Below are 20,473 nucleotides of genomic sequence, written 5' to 3' on the forward strand. Positions count from 1 at the left end.
CGGCGTCCGGATCGTTGCCGATCTTCCTCGCGTCCGAAGACGATCCGCTCAGACGCGCGCTGCGGCCAGCGCGGCGTTGAGGGTGGCGCTCGGGCGCATCACCGTGTCGCACTTGTCGGCGTCGGCGAGGTAGTAGCCGCCGATGTCGGCCGGCTGGCCCTGCACCCCCTTCAGCTCGCCGACGATGACCTGCTCGTTGTCGGCCAGCATCTTGGCCAGCGGCGCGAAGTGGGCCTGCAGTTCCTTGTCTTCGCTCTGCTCGGCCAGCGCCTGCGCCCAGTACATCGCGAGGTAGAACTGGCTGCCACGGTTGTCGAGCTCACCGGTGCGGCGCGACGGCGACTTGTCGTTGTCGAGCAGCTTGCCGGTGGCGGTATCCAGCGTCTTGGCGAGGATCTTGGCCTTGTCGTTGCCGGTCTTGATGCCCAGCTCTTCCAGCGACACGGCCAGTGCGAGGAACTCGCCCAGCGAATCCCAGCGCAGGTGGTTTTCCTCTAGCAGCTGCTGCACATGCTTCGGCGCTGAGCCGCCTGCACCGGTCTCGTACATGCCGCCGCCCGCCATCAGCGGAACGATGGACAGCATCTTGGCAGAGGTGCCCAGCTCCATGATCGGGAACAGGTCGGTCAGGTAGTCGCGCAGGATGTTGCCGGTCACCGAGATGGTGTCCAGGCCGCGGGCGACGCGCTCGAGGGTGAAGCGCATCGCGCGGACCTGCGACATGATGTGGATTTCGAGGCCGCTGGTGTCGTGATCCTTCAGGTAGGTTTCGACCTTCTTGATCAGTTCGGCCTCGTGCGGACGGTAGGGGTCGAGCCAGAACACGGCCGGCATGCCGGAGTTGCGGGCACGGGTGACGGCCAGCTTGACCCAGTCGCGGATCGGCGCGTCCTTGACCTGGCACATGCGCCAGATGTCGCCTTGTTCCACGTTCTGCGACAGCAGCACTTCGCCGGTGGCCAGGTCGGTGATATTGGCCACGCCGTCTTCGGGAATTTCGAAGGTCTTGTCGTGCGAGCCATATTCCTCGGCCTTTTGCGCCATCAGGCCGACGTTGGGCACGGTGCCCATGGTCTTCGGATCGAAATTGCCGTGCCACTTGCAGAAGTTGATCATCTCCTGATAGATGCGGGCAAAGGTGGATTCGGGCATCACGGCCTTGGCGTCGTACGGCTTGCCGTCGGCGCCCCACATCTTGCCACCGGAGCGGATCATCGCGGGCATGGAGGCATCGACGATCACGTCGTTCGGCGAGTGGAAGTTGGTGATGCCCTTGGCCGAGTCGACCATGGCCAGGCGCGGACGGTGTTCCTGGCAGGCGTGCAGGTCGCGGATGATCTCTTCTTGCTTGGAGGCCGGCAGGGTCTTGATCTTTTCGTACAGGGTGGCAATGCCGTGGTTGACGTTGATGCCCAACTCGTCGAACAGCTTGCCGTGCTTCTCGAAGGCTTCCTTGTAGTAGATCTTCACGCAGTGGCCGAACACGATCGGGTGCGACACCTTCATCATGGTGGCTTTCACGTGCAGCGAGAACAGGATGCCGGCCTGGCGGCAGTCTTCCAGTTCCTTCTCGTAGAACTCGCACAGCGCCTTCTTGCTCATGAACATCGAGTCGATGATTTCGCCATCCTGCAGCGACACCTTCGGCTTCAGCACGATGCTCTTGCCACTCTTGGTGACCAGTTCCATCTTCACGTCACGGGCGCGGTCCAGGGTCATGGACTTCTCACCGTGGTAGAAGTCGCCGTATTCCATGTGGGAAACGTGGGTCTGCGACCACGGCTTCCATTCGCCCATCGAATGCGGATGCTTCTTGGCGTAGTTCTTGACGGCGGCGGGGGCGCGGCGGTCGGAGTTGCCCTCGCGCAGCACCGGGTTCACGGCCGAGCCCAGACATTTGGAGTAGCGGGCCTTGATCGCCTTCTCTTCGTCGGTGGTCGGATTTTCCGGGTAGTTGGGGATGGCGTAGCCCTTCCACTGCAACTCCTTGATGCAGGCCATCAGCTGGGCGACGGAGGCGCTGATGTTGGGCAACTTGATGATGTTGGTGTCGGGTTCCTGGGTGAGGCGGCTGAGCTCGGCCAGCGTGTCCGGCACTTTCTGTTCGTCGGTCAGGTAATCAGGAAACTCGGCCAGGATACGCGCTGCCACCGAGATGTCCGCCGTGGCGATATTGATGCCAGCAGGGCCGGCAAAGGTTCGGATGACCGGCAGGAAGGCGCTGGTTGCCAGCGCGGGCGCTTCGTCGGTAAGGGTGTAGATTATGGTCGGCTGTTCCGAAGGCATTACTTGATCTCCATGATTGTCTTGAGACGAGCGAACGATTGCGCAAGGAGGCTGCGGTGCGGGGCGACGTGCCGCGCTGGCGCGTTGAAAGACATTTGGAAAGGCGGGCTTGCCGTGCGTAAGGCGCTGTAAAGCGCATTCGCAGCATGCGGCCCGGTGATTTCGGGCGCTTGTTTTCAGTTGTGAATGATATTGCGCCCTGGTCATCCCGTTTTGGAAGAGTATTTCGAACGTTCGTTTCGATAGCGCTCGGCCGGCCTTTCGAATGCGAATTATATCGCGCCTCGGCCGAGCAAGACTGTTAGCAATAACACTCACTTGCTTTCAGATTGCTTACATCGGCACAAAAAATGTCTAGGCGAAGCGCAGTCAGCGCTGAATGCCTCATCTCAGCCTTGCTATCATCCTGGTAATTGTTCCTTTCGTTGACCGTCGAGAAATGCCCCAACTGATCCTGCTTAACAAGCCGTACGGCGTGATCTGCCAGTTCTCCGACCACCCTACCCACCCGACGCTGAAAAGCTGCGTCGACGTGCCCGGCGTCTATCCGGCAGGCCGGCTCGACACCGACAGCGAAGGGCTGTTGCTGCTGACCGGCGAGGGCGCACTGCAGCACCGCATCGCCGACCCGCGCTGGAAACTGCCGAAGACTTACTGGGTGCAGGTCGAGGGCGAGCCCGACGACGCGGCGCTCTCAAGGCTGGCCGAGGGGGTTGACCTGGGCGACTTCGTCACGCGCCCGGCGACGGTGACGCGGATCGCCGCGCCCGAGCTGTGGCCGCGCAGCCCGCCGGTGCGATTCCGCAAGACCGTGCCCGACAGCTGGCTCGAACTGACGATCAGCGAGGGCAAGAACCGCCAGGTGCGCCGGATGACCGCCAAGGTCGGCCATCCGACCTTGCGCCTGGTGCGCGTCGCGATCGGACCGTGGCGGCTCGACGGCCTGGAGCCCGGCCAGTGGCGCGCGCTCGACGTCGACCTTGCCGATTTGCCGCGCGTGGGGCAGGCTAGGGATCAACAGCGCAAGGCCGGGCCGGCTCCACAAAGGAGGAGCGGCGGCGCGGGGCCGCGATCCGGCCCCGCACGCGCGCGCTTCAAGAAGCCGCGCTAGCCGCCGACACAACACTGCCTCCCGCCTTCGCCTGAAGCATTACGTAGCGCCCCGCAAGCTTGGCCGAGCTCGGCCAACCTTTGCGCCGTTCGCGAGAAGCGCGATCGGTAAAGGCGTCCGATGGTTTTGTTCAGGGCGAAGTCATGCAGATTCCCGATTCCTACAACCCGGTGGCGCGCGAGATCGCCGAGGCGCTGATCGCCGGGTTCAACAAGCACTACCGTCTGTTTAGCGAGGTCAACCGAGGCGCCAAGGCGCTGTTCGAGGACGGCGACTGGCAGGGCATCCAGCAGATGGTGCGCGACCGCATCCAGCTCTACGACGAGCGGGTCGCGGAAACCACCGAGCGGCTGCGCACCGGGTTCCACGCCGAGCTGCTCGACGACGAGATCTGGCAGCAGGCCAAGCTCTACTTCGTCGGCTTGCTGACCAACCACAAGCAGCCGGAGTTGGCCGAGACCTTCTTCAACTCAGTGTTCTGTCGCATCCTGCACCGCGACTACTTCCACAACGACTTCATCTTCATGAGGCCGGCGATCTCGACCGAATACATCGAGTCGGACCCGCCGACCTACCGCAGCTACTACCCGGCCACCGCCGGGCTGCGCCGCACGCTCACGCAGATCGTGCGCGACTTCGGCTGGCGCCGGCCTTTCGCGCGGCTGTCGCGCGACATCGGCTGCGTGCTGCGCACGGTGCGAGCTCACCTGGAGGGCGAGTGGCCGGCGCTGGAGGCCAACTTCCAGCTCCAGGTGCTGTCGACCGCGTTCTACCGCAACAAGACCGGCTACATCATCGGCAAGGTGATCAACGGCGGTGCGGTCTACCCGTTCGCGGTGCCGGTGCTGCACGGCGCCGACGGCCGGCTTTATCTGGACACCGTCATCCTCGAGCCGTGGCGCATCGGCGTGCTGTTCTCGTTTTCACGCGCCTATTTCCTGGTCGACATGGAGGTGCCGTCCGGCTACGTGCAGTTCCTGCGCTCGATGCTGCCGACCAAGAGCAAGGCCGAGCTCTACACCATGCTCGGCCTGCAAAAGCAGGGCAAGAACATCTTCTACCGCGACTTCATCCACCACCTGAAGCATTCGAACGACGACTTCACCGTCGCGCCGGGCATCCGCGGCCTCGTGATGCTGGTGTTCACGCTGCCGTCCTTCCCCTACGTGTTCAAGCTGATCAAGGATGTGTTCGGCCGGACCAAGGAGGTCGACCACGCGACGGTGAAGGCCAAGTACCTGCTGGTGAAGCGGCACGACCGCGTCGGGCGCATGGCCGACACGTTGGAGTTCTCCAACGTCGCCTTCCCGAAGGCGCGCTTTACCGACGAATTGCTTGACGAATTGCGCACGCTCGCGCCGTCGCTGATCGAGGAAGACGAGGACTCGCTGGTGATCCGTCACCTCTACATCGAACGGCGGATGAAGCCGCTGAATCTGTTCCTGGCTGCCGCGAGCCCGGCCGAGAAGGAGCGCGCGGTGCGCGACTACGGCGACGCGATCAAGGAGCTGGCCTCGGCCAACATCTTCCCCGGCGACATGCTGTTCAAGAACTTCGGCGTGACGCGCTACGGTCGCGTGGTGTTCTACGACTACGACGAGATCGAGTACATGACCGACTGCCAGTTCCGTGACATTCCGCCGGCGCCGAACCCCGAGTATGAGCTGTCGGGCGAGGTGTGGTACCCGGTCGCGAAGAACGACGTGTTCCCCGAGGAGTTCGGCACCTTCCTGCTCGGCGACGCCGAGGTGCGTCGGATTTTCATGAAGCACCACGCCGACCTCTTGTCGGCGCGCTTCTGGCAGGAGAGGCAGGCGCGTATCAATTCGGGCGTGATAGAGGACTTCTACCCCTATCCGCACGAGATGCGCTTCGTGAACCGCTTCGCGTATCGTTACGCTCGGCGCGAGAGCGCGATACCGGTGGCGGCGCTGGAAGGGTAGGCAGGCTGCTTGGCTCAGCTCAGCTCAGCCGTCTGACGTTGGCCGAGCAGAGCGGCAGATGACAAAAAGGGCAGCCACCGGGCTGCCCTTTTTTTTCTGCGAAGCGGGACGGTTACGCCGACTGCGCTTGCGTGCAGCTTTGTTCTTCGAAATAGGCGATCGAACCGGCGCTGGTCAGGCCGATGTAAAAGCTCACTTCCGGCGGTGTCGGCGCACCGGCGCGCTCGGCGGCGCGCACGATCTCGAACAGCACCTCGACTTCCTTGAACTTCTTCGCGACCTTCACGTTGCCGTCGAGCCAGTCGAGGATCTCTTCGGCCTGCGGGTGCTTGTTGTCCAGCGCGAGTGCGTTGCCGGGCCGGCTGACGAGGCTGATGGCCGGCGGGATGTCGACGCCGAGTGCCAGAAGCTGGCCGCGCGCCAGTTGCTCGAACTTGGTGAGCTGACGGCGCGCGCGCGCTCGGATCGCGGTCAGCGGCACGGTGGCGCTGCCCTTGGAGTCGCCGAACAGGGCTTTCAGCCCGGGATTAGCGGTCTGTTCTTCGGCTTCTTGCATTGAATCGATCTCCTTGTCCTGATGCGATGGGATGGTTGGGACGCAAGCCATCCTCCGCCGCCTTATGATTTCCCGGCCTCGTTCATGTGCCGCTCGGCTTCCATCCGCATCTTCTTGCGGATTTCGGCCTCGCGAAAACGCTTCTCGTACCGCGCGTCGGACAAGTCCAGCGGCGGTACGCCCACCGGTTTGCCGTCCTCGCCCAGCGCCACCATCGTGAAGTAGCAGCTGTTGGTGTGACGTACGCTGCGGCTGCGGATGTCTTCCGCGACGACCTTGATGCCGACTTCCATCGAGGTGCGGCCGACGTAGTTCACCGACGCGAGGAAGGTGACCAGTTCCCCAACGTGGATGGCCTGCTTGAACAGTACCTGGTCGACCGACAGGGTGACCACGTAGCTGCCTGCGTAGCGGCTGGCACAGGCGTAGGCGACCTGGTCCAGCAGCTTGAGCAGCACGCCGCCGTGCACATTGCCGGAGAAATTGGCCATGTCGGGCGTCATCAGCACCGACATCGTGAGTTCGCGTTGCGAGATGTTTTGTTGATCCATCTTCTTTTCGGGTCGGGTCGGGTTGGGGGCGGTAGGGGGGCTCCGGATTCAGTCTAGGAAAACCCCGCGAATTTGTCCGATGAGTTTCTGTCTTTTTTGTTACAAACGCGCGGCTTGGCTCAATTCGTACAACAAGGCGTGCGCTTCGCGCGGACTCATGCCATCTACATCAAGTTCGGCCAACCTTTCTACGAGCGGATCCGGCTCGGCCTCTGCCGGCGCGCTGTTCAGCGCGGCGACGAACAGGTCCGGCTGGCGGCTGGCGGCCGCCGACTGGTTCTCCAGCTCCGTCAGGTGCTTCTTCGCCTCGCGGATCACCCTGGCCGGCACGCCGGCGAGGCCCGCGACCGCGAGGCCGTAGCTCTGGCTGGCCGGACCGTCCTCGACATGATGCAGGAAGACGATGCTGTCGCGGTGCTCGACCGCGCTCAAATGCACGTTGGCGACCTGCGCGAACTCCTCGGCCAACCTCGTCAGCTCGAAGTAGTGCGTCGCGAACAGCGTGTACGCGCGGCTCTTGTCGATCAGCGCGCGGGCGATCGCCCACGCCAGCGCCAGACCGTCGAAGGTCGACGTGCCGCGGCCGACCTCGTCCATCAGCACCAAGCTACGGTCGGTCGCGTTGTTGAGGATATTGGCGGTTTCCGTCATCTCGACCATGAAGGTCGAACGCCCGCCGGCCAGGTCGTCGCTCGCGCCGATGCGGGTGAAGATGCGGTCGACCTCGCCGATCACCGCGCGCGTCGCCGGCACGAAGCTGCCTACGTGCGCCAACAGCGTGATCAGCGCGACCTGGCGCATATACGTCGATTTACCGCCCATGTTAGGGCCGGTGATCAAGAGCAGCTTGCGTTGCTCGGACATGACGACGTCGTTGGCGATGAAGCGCTCGACCTGCGCCTCGACCACCGGGTGGCGGCCGCCTTCGATGTTCAGTTCGATACCCGGCACGAACTCGGGCTCTGCGTAAGCTAGCGTATCGGCGCGCTCGGCCAACGTCGCGAGCACGTCGAGGCTCGCCGCCGCCTGCGCGATCAGCTTCAGTTCGGCGATGTGCGGCGCCAGTTGATCCAGCACCGCTTCGTACAACTGCTTTTCCAGCGCAAGCGCCCTGTCGTTGGCCGACAGCGCCTTGTCCTCGAATTCCTTCAGTTCCGGCGTGAGATAGCGCTCGACGTTCTTAAGCGTCTGGCGACGGCGGTAGTCGTCGGGCACCTTGTCGGCCTGCGCCTTCGTCACTTCGATGTAGAAGCCGTGCACCTTGTTGTACTCGACCTTCAGCGTGCTGATGCCGGTGCGCGCCTTCTCGCGCGCCTCGAGTTCGAGCAGGAAGCTGCCGCAGTCGCGCTGGATCGCGCGCAGCTCGTCGAGTCGGGCGTTGTAGCCCTCGGCGATCACGCCGCCGTCGCGCAGGAAGGTCGCCGGTTCCGGATCGATCGCGACGGAAAGGAGGCTTGCTACCGGCGAGTCGTCGGGCAGGCAATGCGCCAGTTGCTGCAACAGCGGGCTGTCGAGGCCGGCGACCGGCGCTTTCAGCGCGGCAAGTTGGCCGAGGCTGTCGCGCAGCGCCGACAGGTCGCGCGGGCGCGCGGTACGCAGCGCGACGCGCGCGGTGATGCGCTCGACGTCGGCGACCTCGGCCAAGCTTTGCCTGACATCGTCGTAGCCGGCCAAGAGCGCGCGCACCGCCTCGAGCCGCTCGGCGATCTTCTGGTGCGAGCGCAGCGGGTGGTGCAGCCAGTGGCCGAGCGCGCGGCTGCCCATGCTGGTCGCGCAGGTGTCGAGCAGGGAGAACAGCGTCGGGCTCGCCTCGCCACGTATCGTTTCGGTGATTTCGAGGTTGCGGCGCGTCGCCGCGTCGAGCTGGATGTGGCTGTCGCGGCTCTCGATCGCGAGGCTCGCGATATGGCCGGGGTGCGTGCCCTGCGTCGCGAGCACGTAGTCGAGCAGCGCGCCCGCCGCGCCGATCGCGACCGGCAGGCCATCGGCGCCGAAGCCGGCGAGGTCGCGCGTGCCGAAGTGGCGCGTCAGCGTCGCCGTCGATGACTCGGCGTCGAACTGCCACGCCGGGCGCTTCTGGCAGGGAATCGACAGCGTGTCGACCAGCGCGGCGATGCCGTCGTCGGGCAGCAGCAGTTCGGCCGGCTTCAGGCGTTCGAGTTCGCTGGCGAGGTCGTCGACGCGCGTCTGCGACACGCGGAATTCGCCGCTGGCGAGCGAGATCCACGCGAGGCCCAGCACACCCTTGACCGCGTTGACGGCGAGGATGCGGTTGTCGCGCTTGTCGTCGAGCAGCGCCGCGTCGGTCAGCGTGCCCGGCGTGACGATGCGCGCCACCTTGCGTTCGACCGGACCCTTGCTCGTCGCCGGGTCGCCGATCTGTTCGACGATGGCGACCGATTCGCCGAGCTTCACCAGGCGCGCCAGATAGCCTTCGGCCGCGTGGTAGGGCACGCCGGCCATCTTGATCGGGATGCCGGCGCTGCTGCCGCGCATGGTCAACGTGATGTCGAGGAGGCGCGCGGCGCGTTCGGCGTCTTCGAAGAACAGTTCATAGAAGTCGCCCATTCGGTAGAACAGCAGCTTGTCCATGTGCTCGCGCTTGAGCGCGAGGTACTGCTGCATCATCGGCGTGTGCTTCACTTCGGGCGGTGCGGCGGTCACGGATACGTCTCTTTCCTGTTGCCGGAACAAAAACTCCAATTATCCCGCGAAACGGCGCCCATCGTGCGGCTTTCGCGGAGGGCGGGGCAGGTGGGCACGAGTCGGAAGGGTACCGGGGGTGGGGCTCTATTGCTCCTCGCAGTTTTATGAGAAATTTCATATATTGATGTCATCGGCGCTGACAATAGAATAAAAAAGCCATATTAAAAGGCATAACTATAGTAAATAATTTCCGATAGTCAATGGTTTTTGGTGGCGACGAGTTTCATTCGCCTTGCCTGTGGCCTCTGCAGTGGGGCGAGGTGCTGGCGTGTAAAAGCGCCTCCAGTGAGTCTCTGGCCTCCGGGTCTGCAACTTCATGAGGGAAATGGGAGGTGGCAAGCTTTTTGCGGCATTAAAGGTGGGCACGTCGAGTGGCTTGAGGTAAGTAGCTAATAAATCGAATGGCTTGTGGTTATGACGCCAGGGTTATCTATTAAACATGGTGGGTCGGGGGGGGTATGGCTTACTTTGGAAATGTGGCGAGGGTTGTTCCGTTTTACGCATTCGTGGCGGCAAATGGATTGATTTTTTTGGGGTGGCCTATTTATGCAAGCGGAAAAACGGTTAAGCAGATGGAGCGGGAAGTTTCTCTGCTCGCGGAGAAGAATCGACAGCAAGAGCTACGCTTGAATAGGTTGGAGCAGGAGTTGATGCGTTTAACCGCAGGTGGCGCGCAGAAGAGCCTGATTAAAGCGCCCGCGCCGGTTGCCGTTGCATCAGTCCAGCCGCCAGTCAAAAATGCCTCAAGAGCACAGTTCATTGTTGCAGGGGAAAGCGCAAGCTCAAATCCTGAGGCTAATCAGGTGCGTCAGAGTGTTGAGGATATCTATCAGGAAGCGAGTGGATTTTTTTCTGGAACAAAATTTTCTATCGAACCCGGATTGACATACACCCATTACGATACACGAGAGTTGCGGCTCAACGGTTTTTTGGCCCTTGATTCCATTTTTTTGGGCAGCATCAATCTGGATCGCTTGAAAAGCGATAGTTATACCTTTGATTTGACCACCCGTCTCTCTCCCTCTCCCCGCTGGCAATTCGATCTGAATGTGCCGTTCGTGGCGAGAGATACCACCTATTTCTCCGGTGGGGTGGGCGGTGCCTCTTCACGCATATCTCAAGCTTCGGTCAATCAAGGGCCGAGGCTGGGGGATATAAGTTTTGGCGTGTCTTACAAGCTGCTCAAGGAGACGGCTGATAATCCCGATATGGTTGTGAGTCTGCGTGCAAGAGCGCCAACGGGAAAGGAGCCCTACGGTATAAAGCTTAATACGGTACCGGGTAACGATAATCTGAGCATTCCCGACGAACTGCCAACGGGTAGCGGAATCTGGTCGATGTCGGCCGGTATGTCGTTCGTCAAGACGGTGGATCCTGCGGTGCTGTTTGCAAGTATTGGCTACACCCATAATAGAAAGCAGCATTTCGATGATATCAGCGCGACGCGCGGAGTCGTTCAGCCGGGGGTCATTAAACTGGGAAATAGCTGGCAGTTCGGCGCCGGCTTTGCCTTTGCCCTCAGTGAAAAGCTTAGCCTGGGAATGTCGTACTCACTGCAGAGGGCATCTTCTGCTCGCGTAAAGGGTGATGGTGGCGAGTTTTCGGTGGTGACAGGGAGCGATGCCAATGCCGCAACGATGAATCTTGGCCTGACTTATGCTGTTTCCAAAAAACTGTCTATTGTTCCCAACCTCGCTACCGGATTGACGCCGGATGCGCCCGACTATTCTGTTTCCATCAAGTTCCCGTATGCATTCTGAGGAGCCGGATCATGATCTCTCCGCGCCAACTTGTAGTGGTAGGGGGAAACTCTCAAGAGCTTGCGCCGGTATTGTCCTGCATAAAGCAGGAGGGGTGGTCGATAGTGAATGTGGCTGAGGTTCGTCAGCTGTCGACGTCCCGGATGGTCCGTCAGGCGACCGTCGGCTTGATCTTTGCCGAGGATGGCCGTTTCGAGCGGAGTTTACGTTCGCTATCCAGCGTTGTGGCACAACTGGATATGGAGTGGATTGTCGTACTAAATCGCATTTTACTCACCAAAAGCAATGTGCAGCATTTTGTATCGGAATTGTGCTACGACTATCATTGCCGACCAATTGAAATGCAACGGTTATCGGTGATGCTGGGGCATGCCCATGGTAAGGTCATGATGCGACGTGGTTTGGCAGCTGCGGAAGTTATCCATCATGATCGAATCATCGGCGATCATCCGCTGATGCAGCAGCTTAAAAGTGACATTCTTAAACTGGCCCGGACCGAAGTCAATGTTTTGATTACTGGAGAGAGTGGGACGGGAAAGGAGCTAGTGGCACAGACCTTGCACAGCCACTCGTCGCGAGCAGACAAGCCTTTTCAGGCTATCAACTGCGGTGGGTTGCCTGGAAGTTTAGTCCAGACTGAATTATTTGGTCATGAGAAAGGTGCGTTTACGGGGGCGCAGGACAGGCGTTTAGGGCGTATTGAAGTTGCAGATGGCGGGGCGGTTTTTCTTGATGAAATTGGCGATATGGCGATCGAGGCTCAGGCGAACCTGTTGCGTTTTCTCCAAGAGGGCACAATAGACCGTGTAGGGTCTAGTAAAGCGATCGATATCGATGTAAGGGTCATCTCTGCAACGCATGTCAATCTTCCTCAAGCCGTGGCGAGTGGGCATTTTCGGGAAGACTTGTTCTACCGCTTGAATGTTTGTCACCTTCATACCCCTTCTCTTCGGGAGCGGCTCACCGATATATTGCCGATTTCTCGGTATCTTATAGAATGTCATGCAGATAAATTGGGGGTGCCGAAAAAGCGCTTTTCGGCTGAGGCAGCTCAGGCACTGACAAACCATCATTGGCCAGGAAACGTGAGGGAATTGTCGAACAGGGTTTGTCAAGGGTTGGTGATGGCAAGTGGGCGTTATATAAAACCTGCCGACATGAACTTGAGCCATGTTTCGAGTGGGCCAGAAAGCCGGCTGTTGTCGATAGATGAGGCGAAGGACAAGGCTGAAAAAGAGGCTCTAGAAATGGCAATTGGATTGTATAATGGGAATAATTCTCAAGCCGCACGAATTTTAGGCGTATCGCGTGCAACTTTTTATCGATTATTGAGAAAGCATCAGTTGGCGGACGTTTGATGTGGTTTGAAAGAAAGCGGAAAGATAAATTGTGAAGGGCGTGTAATACTCCAGGCGATCATTACCCAGATCGTGTCGAACTGCTGAAAAGCCCATGCTGCAAGCGATGATCCGTGGGCAGGTCAGCGTGGAAAGTGAGATCCATTTCGAACGGGCTGTCCGGCTACGACGGGCGGTCGACGTCGGTTAGTCAAGCATCGGCCTCGGTCAGTTTCTTGCCGAAGGCGAAGTTCAGCAAGGTTCCCAGTGCGGCCGCGCCGCAGCTGAAGTCGGTTTTCTGTTCGATCACGTTGGCAAAGCGCGCTTCCCTGAGGCTCGTCACGCGCATGGTCGGCGCCGCGTCGCCGGTAAAGGCCGGCACCATCAGGCTGGCCGCCTGGGATGGTGCGAAGCAGGCGAAAGCCAATGCGGCAAACAGGGAGCGGGTCGCGGTGTTCATGGCCAAAAGGGGGCGGGTTGCCCCGCCCCCATTTCCTTAGGTGGGTTGATCAGTCGCCGGCTCTGGCGATCGACAGCGTGTTGACCTGCTGGTTGCCGATGCCGGCCGCGAGGTTGACGCCGACGTTGCCTTCGATGTCGTTGACCGAGTCGGACAGCGAAGCGCTCGTCGCGCTGCCCCACCAGCCAGAGTCGCTGTCGACTTCGTTGTCGGCGTTCATCTGGAAGCCGGTGCTGGAGGCGGAAGCCAGCACACCCTCGTCGGCGACGGCGATGGCGAGGTCGTTCTTCTGCTGGTTGCCGATGCCGGCCGCGACGTTCAGGCCGACGTTGCCTTCGATGTCTTCAACAGACTCTTCCACGTCGGCGTCCATGGCCGAGTAGTCGGTATCGATCTCATTGTCCTCGTTGAGCTGCTCGAAGGCGGTGGTGGCGCGCACGGCGGCGTCTTCCGCGTCGTCGAGGCTGGCGATCGCCACATTGTTGGCCTGCTGGTTGAACACGCCGGCCGCCACGTTCACGCCGGCGTTGCCCTCGATGTCGGTCACGCTCTCTTCTACGTCCGCCTCGTACGAAACTTCGGTATCCACCTCGTTATCCAGGTTTTTCTGCACGTCATGGGTGCTGGCGTTGGCCAGGCTTTCGAGTTCCGGGTCGAACTCGGCTTCTACTTCGACCTCTACCGAATACTCTTCCTCGTAGGAGAAATCGTTGTCGAGGGAGGTGCTGATCTCCATCTCGTTTTCGAGTGTGTTCTCCAATTCCGTGCCATTGTCGTTTGCGTATGTCATCGACATGGCGGCGCTCAGGGCGAGGAAGATGGCGGTTTTTTGCAGCTTAGCGATCATGATCGTTCTCCTTTTTGGGATAAATGCGGCACCGGAATGCCGCTTCACTACGGCTACTGCGGGAACTGCGACTACACCTGCAACGCGATCGATACCAAAGCCTCTTCCGCACGCTACTGTTTCACCTGTGGGGGAGGCCATTTTGGCCCTCTTTGCTACCCAAGCCCCTTTGTACGTCAATACGTAATGAGAGCAGCGTCGTTTTATAAGCTTTCATCTCATTCCGGTTAGCATGGAGTGGTAACTTTGCATGGCAAGTTGTTGCTGCGTGGAAAGGTCTGGGCGTACGCCGATCTGGATTTGCAGCGAGTTTTCGACGGCCATGTTATTCCCCTGGATGCGCGTGAACTGAAGAACCTGACCCTGGCCGATGTTCTGGAAGCTATTTCCCGCGGCGCCCTTGTTGATTTCGATGCGTAGCTGGTTGTCGTGCAGCGTCACTCCCGCCATGCCGGCGTTGGCCTCCTGCCAGTTCGGCCCGGGCGCAGTCGGTGCGGCAGTATTGACTGGCTGCGTGCTGACCAGAATGTCGGCCGAGTTGTTGCTCGTATTGGCACTGCCCGCAATCTGGTTGACTTGGCCTACACCCTGGACCGACATCAGGCCTTGGGGGGGCGGGAAGATGCCGTTTGTGCGGTGGCGGCGTCGAGCCGGTACGCTGTCAGGTTGGGTGTAAAGCCGGGCGCGCCGCTTAATACGGCGGCTACGCCATTCTTGCTTCCATCCGGGGAAGTCCAGGTGCTTACGAGCTGGATGCCGAAGTTCACGATCTGTCCGGCGTCCAGGTAGCGGCCGCGTTGCTCTCCCAGTACGTTGTCGGCGACATACGCCAAGCTTGTCTGGGCCTGGACTGTTCCGATACTGCAGCCCAGCGCAAGCGTAATGAGGCAGGTGTTAAGTCGAGTCTTCATGATGGACTCCCGGTCTTACACATCTGTTCAGAAAAAATCGCTGTGGCTAAATCCATATTCGAGCAGCTCGGCTTCCTGCGCCGGGTAGGCTTCATTGACCGTATTTCGCGCCGACAATACGGATGGGATTGTCCGCAAGGGGGTATTTAGCCGATACCCCGGGCCGGCGACGGCGAGCAGAATGCCGTTCCATTGTTTGTTGAATTGTTCGGTCGGAATGGTGCGGTTTCCCATGGCCGGGTCGGCGATATAGGTTTTTTCCGGCGTGTAGCGCCGTATAACGACGAAATGCCTGTATCCATCGACGTTCAGCAGCACGATGGCGGGTATTTTGAGTGCCAGCATTTTTTCCGGACCGGCGGCGAAGCCGGAGGCGCGAAGGCCGAGCCGCTGGACGTAGCGTTTCATATCCAGCAAGGAAAACCCCATCTTGTGCACGGCAGCCTGGTCGGCACCTATCATCATTCCGGCAATCACGTCGCTTTCGGTCAGCGTCTTGCCGAAGGCGAAGTTCAGCAAGGTTCCCAGTGCGGCCGCGCCGCAGCTGAAGTCGGTTTTCTGTTCGATCACGTTGGCAAAGCGCGCTTCCCTGAGGCTCGTCACGCGCATGGTCGGCGCCGCGTCGCCGGTAAAGGCCGGCACCATCAGGCTGGCCGCCTGGGATGGTGCGAAGCAGGCGAAAGCCAATGCGGCAAACAGGGAGCGGGTCGCGGTGTTCATGGCCAAAAGGGGGCGGGTTGCCCCGCCCCCATTTCCTTAGGTGGGTTGATCAGTCGCCGGCTCTGGCGATCGACAGCGTGTTGACCTGCTGGTTGCCGATGCCGGCCGCGAGGTTGACGCCGACGTTGCCTTCGATGTCGTTGACCGAGTCGGACAGCGAAGCGCTCGTCGCGCTGCCCCACCAGCCAGAGTCGCTGTCGACTTCGTTGTCGGCGTTCATCTGGAAGCCGGTGCTGGAGGCGGAAGCCAGCACACCCTCGTCGGCGACGGCGATGGCGAGGTCGTTCTTCTGCTGGTTGCCGATGCCGGCCGCGACGTTCAGGCCGACGTTGCCTTCGATGTCTTCAACAGACTCTTCCACGTCGGCGTCCATGGCCGAGTAGTCGGTATCGATCTCATTGTCCTCGTTGAGCTGCTCGAAGGCGGTGGTGGCGCGCACGGCGGCGTCTTCCGCGTCGTCGAGGCTGGCGATCGCCACATTGTTGGCCTGCTGGTTGAACACGCCGGCCGCCACGTTCACGCCGGCGTTGCCCTCGATGTCGGTCACGCTCTCTTCTACGTCCGCCTCGTACGAAACTTCGGTATCCACCTCGTTATCCAGGTTTTTCTGCACGTCATGGGTGCTGGCGTTGGCCAGGCTTTCGAGTTCCGGGTCGAACTCGGCTTCTACTTCGACCTCTACCGAATACTCTTCCTCGTAGGAGAAATCGTTGTCGAGGGAGGTGCTGATCTCCATCTCGTTTTCGAGTGTGTTCTCCAATTCCGTGCCATTGTCGTTTGCGTATGTCATCGACATGGCGGCGCTCAGGGCGAGGAAGATGGCGGTTTTTTGCAGCTTAGCGATCATGATCGTTCTCCTTTTTGGGATAAATGCGGCACCGGAATGCCGCTTCACTACGGCTACTGCGGGAACTGCGACTACACCTGCAACGCGGTCGATCAAGGTGTTGGTTGTCACGATGGCCGGCCGATTCCTTTATTCATTTCCCGATGCTCACTGGAGCACCCGCACGGCGAGGAGGTTGGCGGCCTGGTTCAGGCTGCCCGCGACCTGGTTGAGCTGGACGACGCCGGTCGCCCCCTGGAAAGCCTGGTCGCCGATCTGGGCTGTGGGCAGCGACGCGCTGCTTTGTTGGGGGTCTTCGGTCGCGCCGGCCGACTGCGCCAGCAGCGTGTCGTCGGCCTGTCCGAGCCGGCCCGGCCGGGCGACGGTGATTTCGGTGCGGGCCCAAGGGCCGACCGCCACCGCCGCAAGGTTGGCCGAGCGGTTGGCGTAACCGCTCGTCTGGTTGACGCCGAGCATGCCGCTGAAGCCGGCAAATGAAGCGCCGTCGATGCTTGCGCTCGCTTGCCGTTCCGGGGCTTGCGGACCGGCTCCGGCTAGCCCCTGCGACAGCGTCAAGGAGGCCCGGGAGGTTTGGTCGCCGATGGCCAGCGCGCGCAGGTTGGCTTGCTGGTTTTGCTCGCCGGCGGCCTGGTTGACCGACAGCACGCCGTTTGAATCGTCGCCGCTGTCCCGGATCAGGGACAGGTCGTCCGCCATCGCCGGCAGGCTGAGGCAGAGTGCGATATAGCAGGCTCGAAGTTTCATGAAGCATCTTCCTGTCTTGTGCGGCTTGCCGGCTCAGCGGTTAAGGCCGCTCAGCGGGGAGAAGGCCCGGTCGATGGTCTGGCCGACTCCGGCGGTGGCTCCGCCGGAACCGCCGCCGTTGCCGCCGATCAGCCCGCTGGCTGCCATGCTGCCGGTAACCGCGTCGGCGCTGCCGACGAGGCTGCCGCCTCCCGATGCGAAGGGGGGCACGATTTGGCCCGACAGCATCGATTCGTCTTTAAATGCCCGCACCCCGGCCAAGGCCTCGTTGATGACCTCTTCCTGCGACACCTCCATGCCGGTCGTATGCGGCGACTTGGGGAGGTCGGGGCGGTAGGCGGGGCGCGGATCCACGGGACGCGAAATCAGGATTTCCTGGTCGTCGTTGCTGCCCGGGCCGCTCCATGCCTGAGCCGGAAGGCCGATGCCAAGGCCGATCAGCAGGGCGGTACGCGTTGTGATGGAGCGGATGGTGAGCATGGGAGCCTCGGGGTTTCGGTGTGCCTCCCCTTATGCAGTTCCCGTGCCATGTTTTTAGGTTGTTGATTTGTTTGGGTTTTTATTTTTTAGGTCACGGCGAGAGGGCCGAATTTGTCACGCCGGCGAGACACTCTCGGGGGGCCGGCAGCAAGTGGTGGCGGAGTGATGGGAAAGCGATGGGAAAGCGATGTCCGGCTGAGGGCTGGATCGGCCACTGGCCTGGGAAGGGAGTGGGGATGGAGAGCCCCGATGTGTCTCTAAATTGAGCCTGCCGTCGCGCTCGGCGGGGCTGCGACGACTCGATAAGCCCGCCGGTAGGGGAGCGGGTGGGTCGCCTTACCGTGGCGCGTGGTCGGCGAGGAAGTCGAACAGTCGCGCATCAAGGGACCACGCGACGTTGAAGCGGAACCAGCCGGGCTCGGGGTTTTCCTCGCACTGGTAGAAGGCGCCGGGCGCGAGCGCGATACCGGCCTTGGCGGCCGCGTCGGTGAGGGTTTTGCTATCGATCCCCTCGGGCGCCGCCGCCCACAGGAACAGACCGCCGCTTGGACGGTGGAACACGCGCCAGCCGAGCGCTTCGAGGGCGTCGGCGACGCGCCGCTGCGCCTCGGCCAGGCTTTCGCGCAGGCGCTCGAGATGCGCGCGGTAGTGGCCGTCGGTGACGATGGCGAGCGTCGCCGCCTCGTTGAGCAAGGAACTCGTCAACCCGCCGGCCATCTTCAGCTGGCTCGCCGCCGCGACGGTGTTGGGGTTCGCCGCGAGGAAGCCGACGCGCAGCGCCGGCGAGATCGTCTTCGAGAAACTCCCCAGGTAGATCACGCGCTTCAAGGCGTCGAGGCTCGCGAGCGTCGGCCCGGAAGGCATCGCCAGTTCCGCGAACGGGTCGTCCTCGACGATGGTGAAGTCGAAGCGCTCGGCCAACTGCAACAGCCTAAACGCGGTCGCCGGGCTGGTGCGGGTGCCGGTCGGGTTGTGCAGCTGCGTGTTGGTGAAGAAGGCGACCGGGCGGTGGAGCTCGGCCAACGTCGCCAACACCTCCGGATCGGGGCCGGCGGCGGTGCGCGGCACCGGCAACAGCCGCACGCCGTGGTGGCGCAGCGCGGTCAACAGGTTCGAGTAGCCGGGCGTTTCTACCAGCACCGCGTCGCCGGGGCGCGCGATCAGCCTTATTGCCAGGTCGAGCCCCTGGCTCGCGCCGTGGGTCAGCACGATCTGCGCGGCCGGCGCCTCGATGCCGCGCAGCGCAAGCTGCCACTCGAGGTGTTCGCGCAGCGCGGTCAGGCCCTGCGGGTGGCCGTAGCGCACGAGCCGTTCGGCCGGGCCGCGCGCCAGTTGCCTTAACGCGCCGCGCACGCCTTCCTCGTACAGCCAGTCGCCCGGCAGCCAGCCGCCGCCGGCCGGCAGCGTCAGCGCCTCGTCCTCGTACACGCGGCGGATCAGCCAAGCCTCGTCGACCGGCGCACGCAAGGCCGGTGCGGCGACCGGGCGCGACTTGGCGAGCACGTAGTAGCCGCGCGCCGGCTTGGCCGCTATCCAGCCCTGCGCCGACAGCCGGTTGTATGCCTCGGCGACGGTGAACGGGCTCACGCCTAGCGTCTTGGCGAGCGCGCGTACCGACGGCAGCCGGCTGCCTGCCGGCAAGAGGCCGCGGCCGATGCGCTGGGCGACGCCGGCGACGATCTGTTCGGTGAGCGAGGTCGATGAATCCTTGTCGAGCGTGAGCATGGGGCAAACCGTACCGGGTTATCGTGCAGTACAGGCAGCCGCAAGAAGCGCCGCCATGTATCTGTTTTTCGATCTCATCGTCGCCAATACTGACCGTGCCGGCAAGTTGTCTTGCCCAATGTCACCAATACAGCGAGCAGTACAGACCTAGACGGAGCTCATCATGGCCATAGAAGACCTGAATCTCGACGCCTACTGGATGCCGTTCACCGCCAAGCGCTACTTCGAGGCGCACCCCGAGCGGCGCATCCTCGCGCGCGCCGAGGGCGCCTACTACTGGACCGAGGACGGCCATAAGCTCTACGACGGCTTGTCCGGCCTGTGGTGCTGCGGCCTCGGCCATCGCCACCCGAAGATCGTCGACGCGGTGAAGAAGCAGCTCGACACGCTCGACTACAGCACCGCGTTCCAGATGGGCCACGCGCCGGCGTTCAGGTTGGCCGAGCGCATCGCCGACACGGCGCCCGATGGTTTCTCCAAGGTGTTCTTCTGCAACTCGGGCTCGGAGGCGGTCGACACCGCGCTGAAGATCGCGCTGGCCTATCACCGCATCCGTGGCGACGCGGCGCGCACGCGGCTGATCGGCAGGGAGAAGGGCTACCACGGCGTCGGCTTCGCCGGCATCTCGGTCGGCGGCATGGTCGCCAACCGCAAGATGTACTCGGCGAGCATGCTTGCCGGTGTCGACCACCTGCCGCACACGCACAAGCTCGAAAAGATGGCGTTCTCGAAGGGCGAGCCCGAGTGGGGCGCGCACTTGGCCGACGAGCTGATCCGCCTCGTGCAGCTGCACGACGCGTCGACGATCGCCGCGGTGATCGTCGAGCCGATGCAGGGCTCGGCCGGCGTGATCGTGCCGCCTAAGGGTTATCTGAAGCGGCTGCGCGAGCTGTGCACGCAGTACGGCATCCTCTTGATCTTCGACGAGGTGATCTGCGGTTTCGGCCGCATGGGCGCGCCGTTCGCCGCGCAGCACTACGACGTGAAGCCCGACCTGATCACCTTCGCCAAGGGCGTGAACAACGGCATGGTGCCGATGGGCGGCGTCATCGTCACCGACGAAATCTACGACGCCTTCATGACTGGCCCCGAGCACGCGGTCGAGTTCTTCCACGGCTATACGTATTCGGGCCACCCGCTCGCGGTCGCCGCCGCACACGCGACGCTAGACGTGATCGAGGAAGAGGGCATCTACGCGCGCGCCAACGACCTAAGCCGCGTGCTCGAGGAGGCGGTGCACGGCCTGAAGGGCGAGCCTAACGTGATCGACATCCGCAACTGCCAGCTCGCCGCCGCGGTCGAGTTCGCGCCTGTCGAAGGCAAGCCGGGCTGGCGCGCGCTCAGGGTGTTCGAGGAAGCCTTGAAGCGCGGCGTGCTGTTCCGCTTCACCGGCGACATCATCGCGATGGGCCCGCCGATGATCTCGACGCCGGATGAAGTCACCCGCATGGCCGACGTGCTCGCCGACTCGATCCGCGCCGCCGGCTGA

17 protein-coding genes and 1 pseudogene are annotated in these 20,473 nt (G+C 62.1%); 5 read left to right on the top strand and 13 right to left on the bottom strand.

What is annotated here, in order from left to right:
• Positions 1-48: 48 nt before the first annotated feature.
• Positions 49-2,286, bottom strand: a complete 2,238-nt coding sequence (locus tag DWG20_RS08470; RefSeq protein ID WP_115433397.1) for an NADP-dependent isocitrate dehydrogenase — start codon at positions 2,284-2,286, stop codon at positions 49-51.
• A gap of 439 nt (positions 2,287-2,725) precedes the next feature.
• On the opposite strand from DWG20_RS08470, the pseudogene DWG20_RS08475 reads away from it, so the two are divergent.
• Positions 2,726-3,247: pseudogene (locus tag DWG20_RS08475) on the top strand (pseudouridine synthase); the annotation flags it as partial.
• 293 nt (positions 3,248-3,540) lie between these two features.
• The gene (aceK, locus tag DWG20_RS08480) at positions 3,541-5,340 is read left to right on the top strand and encodes a bifunctional isocitrate dehydrogenase kinase/phosphatase (RefSeq protein WP_115433399.1); all 1,800 of its coding nucleotides are present in this window, start codon (positions 3,541-3,543) and stop codon (positions 5,338-5,340) included.
• Between the two features lie 112 nt (positions 5,341-5,452).
• Here the strand turns inward: aceK and DWG20_RS08485 are convergent, their stop codons facing one another.
• The 3 genes from DWG20_RS08485 to mutS form a co-directional block, all read right to left on the bottom strand.
• On the bottom strand, positions 5,453-5,896 hold the full coding sequence (locus DWG20_RS08485; protein ID WP_115433400.1) for a hypothetical protein: 444 nt from the start codon (positions 5,894-5,896) through the stop codon (positions 5,453-5,455).
• A 62-nt stretch (positions 5,897-5,958) separates the two neighbouring features.
• Positions 5,959-6,447: an acyl-CoA thioesterase gene (locus DWG20_RS08490; protein WP_115433401.1), complete on the bottom strand. Its 489-nt coding sequence runs from the start codon at positions 6,445-6,447 to the stop codon at positions 5,959-5,961.
• 99 nt (positions 6,448-6,546) lie between these two features.
• Entirely contained in the window at positions 6,547-9,075 is a 2,529-nt protein-coding gene (gene mutS / locus DWG20_RS08495; RefSeq protein WP_115434771.1) for a DNA mismatch repair protein MutS, read from the bottom strand.
• Positions 9,076-9,611: 536 nt separating this feature from the next.
• Between mutS and DWG20_RS08500 the strand changes: the two genes are divergently transcribed.
• Positions 9,612-10,913: a porin gene (locus DWG20_RS08500; protein ID WP_220271942.1), complete on the top strand. Its 1,302-nt coding sequence runs from the start codon at positions 9,612-9,614 to the stop codon at positions 10,911-10,913.
• An 11-nt stretch (positions 10,914-10,924) separates the two neighbouring features.
• Positions 10,925-12,271 (top strand): sigma-54 dependent transcriptional regulator, encoded by a 1,347-nt coding sequence (locus DWG20_RS08505; RefSeq protein ID WP_115433403.1) that lies wholly within the window; start codon positions 10,925-10,927, stop codon positions 12,269-12,271.
• A gap of 190 nt (positions 12,272-12,461) precedes the next feature.
• Here the strand turns inward: DWG20_RS08505 and DWG20_RS08510 are convergent, their stop codons facing one another.
• The 9 genes from DWG20_RS08510 to DWG20_RS08550 form a co-directional block, all read right to left on the bottom strand.
• On the bottom strand, positions 12,462-12,710 hold the full coding sequence (locus DWG20_RS08510; protein ID WP_115433404.1) for a cysteine peptidase family C39 domain-containing protein: 249 nt from the start codon (positions 12,708-12,710) through the stop codon (positions 12,462-12,464).
• Positions 12,711-12,759: 49 nt separating this feature from the next.
• Positions 12,760-13,557, bottom strand: coding sequence for a hypothetical protein (locus tag DWG20_RS08515; protein WP_115433405.1), 798 nt, complete (start codon positions 13,555-13,557; stop codon positions 12,760-12,762).
• Between the two features lie 213 nt (positions 13,558-13,770).
• Positions 13,771-14,157 (bottom strand): hypothetical protein, encoded by a 387-nt coding sequence (locus DWG20_RS08520; RefSeq protein ID WP_115433406.1) that lies wholly within the window; start codon positions 14,155-14,157, stop codon positions 13,771-13,773.
• Entirely contained in the window at positions 14,157-14,468 is a 312-nt protein-coding gene (locus DWG20_RS08525) for a hypothetical protein (RefSeq protein WP_115433407.1), read from the bottom strand. Before DWG20_RS08525 ends, DWG20_RS08520 begins: the two co-directional genes overlap by 1 nt.
• 27 nt (positions 14,469-14,495) lie before the next feature.
• Complete coding sequence (locus DWG20_RS08530) at positions 14,496-15,188, bottom strand: C39 family peptidase (RefSeq protein ID WP_115433408.1); 693 nt, start codon at positions 15,186-15,188, stop codon at positions 14,496-14,498.
• 49 nt (positions 15,189-15,237) lie between these two features.
• Entirely contained in the window at positions 15,238-16,035 is a 798-nt protein-coding gene (locus DWG20_RS08535) for a hypothetical protein (protein WP_115433405.1), read from the bottom strand.
• A 147-nt stretch (positions 16,036-16,182) separates the two neighbouring features.
• Positions 16,183-16,779: an adhesin gene (locus tag DWG20_RS08540; RefSeq protein WP_115433409.1), complete on the bottom strand. Its 597-nt coding sequence runs from the start codon at positions 16,777-16,779 to the stop codon at positions 16,183-16,185.
• Between the two features lie 33 nt (positions 16,780-16,812).
• Entirely contained in the window at positions 16,813-17,259 is a 447-nt protein-coding gene (locus DWG20_RS08545) for a hypothetical protein (RefSeq protein WP_115433410.1), read from the bottom strand.
• A 336-nt stretch (positions 17,260-17,595) separates the two neighbouring features.
• Positions 17,596-18,984 (bottom strand): aminotransferase-like domain-containing protein, encoded by a 1,389-nt coding sequence (locus DWG20_RS08550; protein ID WP_115433411.1) that lies wholly within the window; start codon positions 18,982-18,984, stop codon positions 17,596-17,598.
• 163 nt (positions 18,985-19,147) lie between these two features.
• On the opposite strand from DWG20_RS08550, the gene aptA reads away from it, so the two are divergent.
• Positions 19,148-20,473, top strand: coding sequence for an omega-aminotransferase AptA (gene aptA, locus DWG20_RS08555; protein ID WP_115433412.1), 1,326 nt, complete (start codon positions 19,148-19,150; stop codon positions 20,471-20,473).

The sequence above is a fragment of the Crenobacter cavernae genome (assembly GCF_003355495.1).
Lineage (GTDB): Bacteria > Pseudomonadota > Gammaproteobacteria > Burkholderiales > Chromobacteriaceae > Crenobacter > Crenobacter cavernae.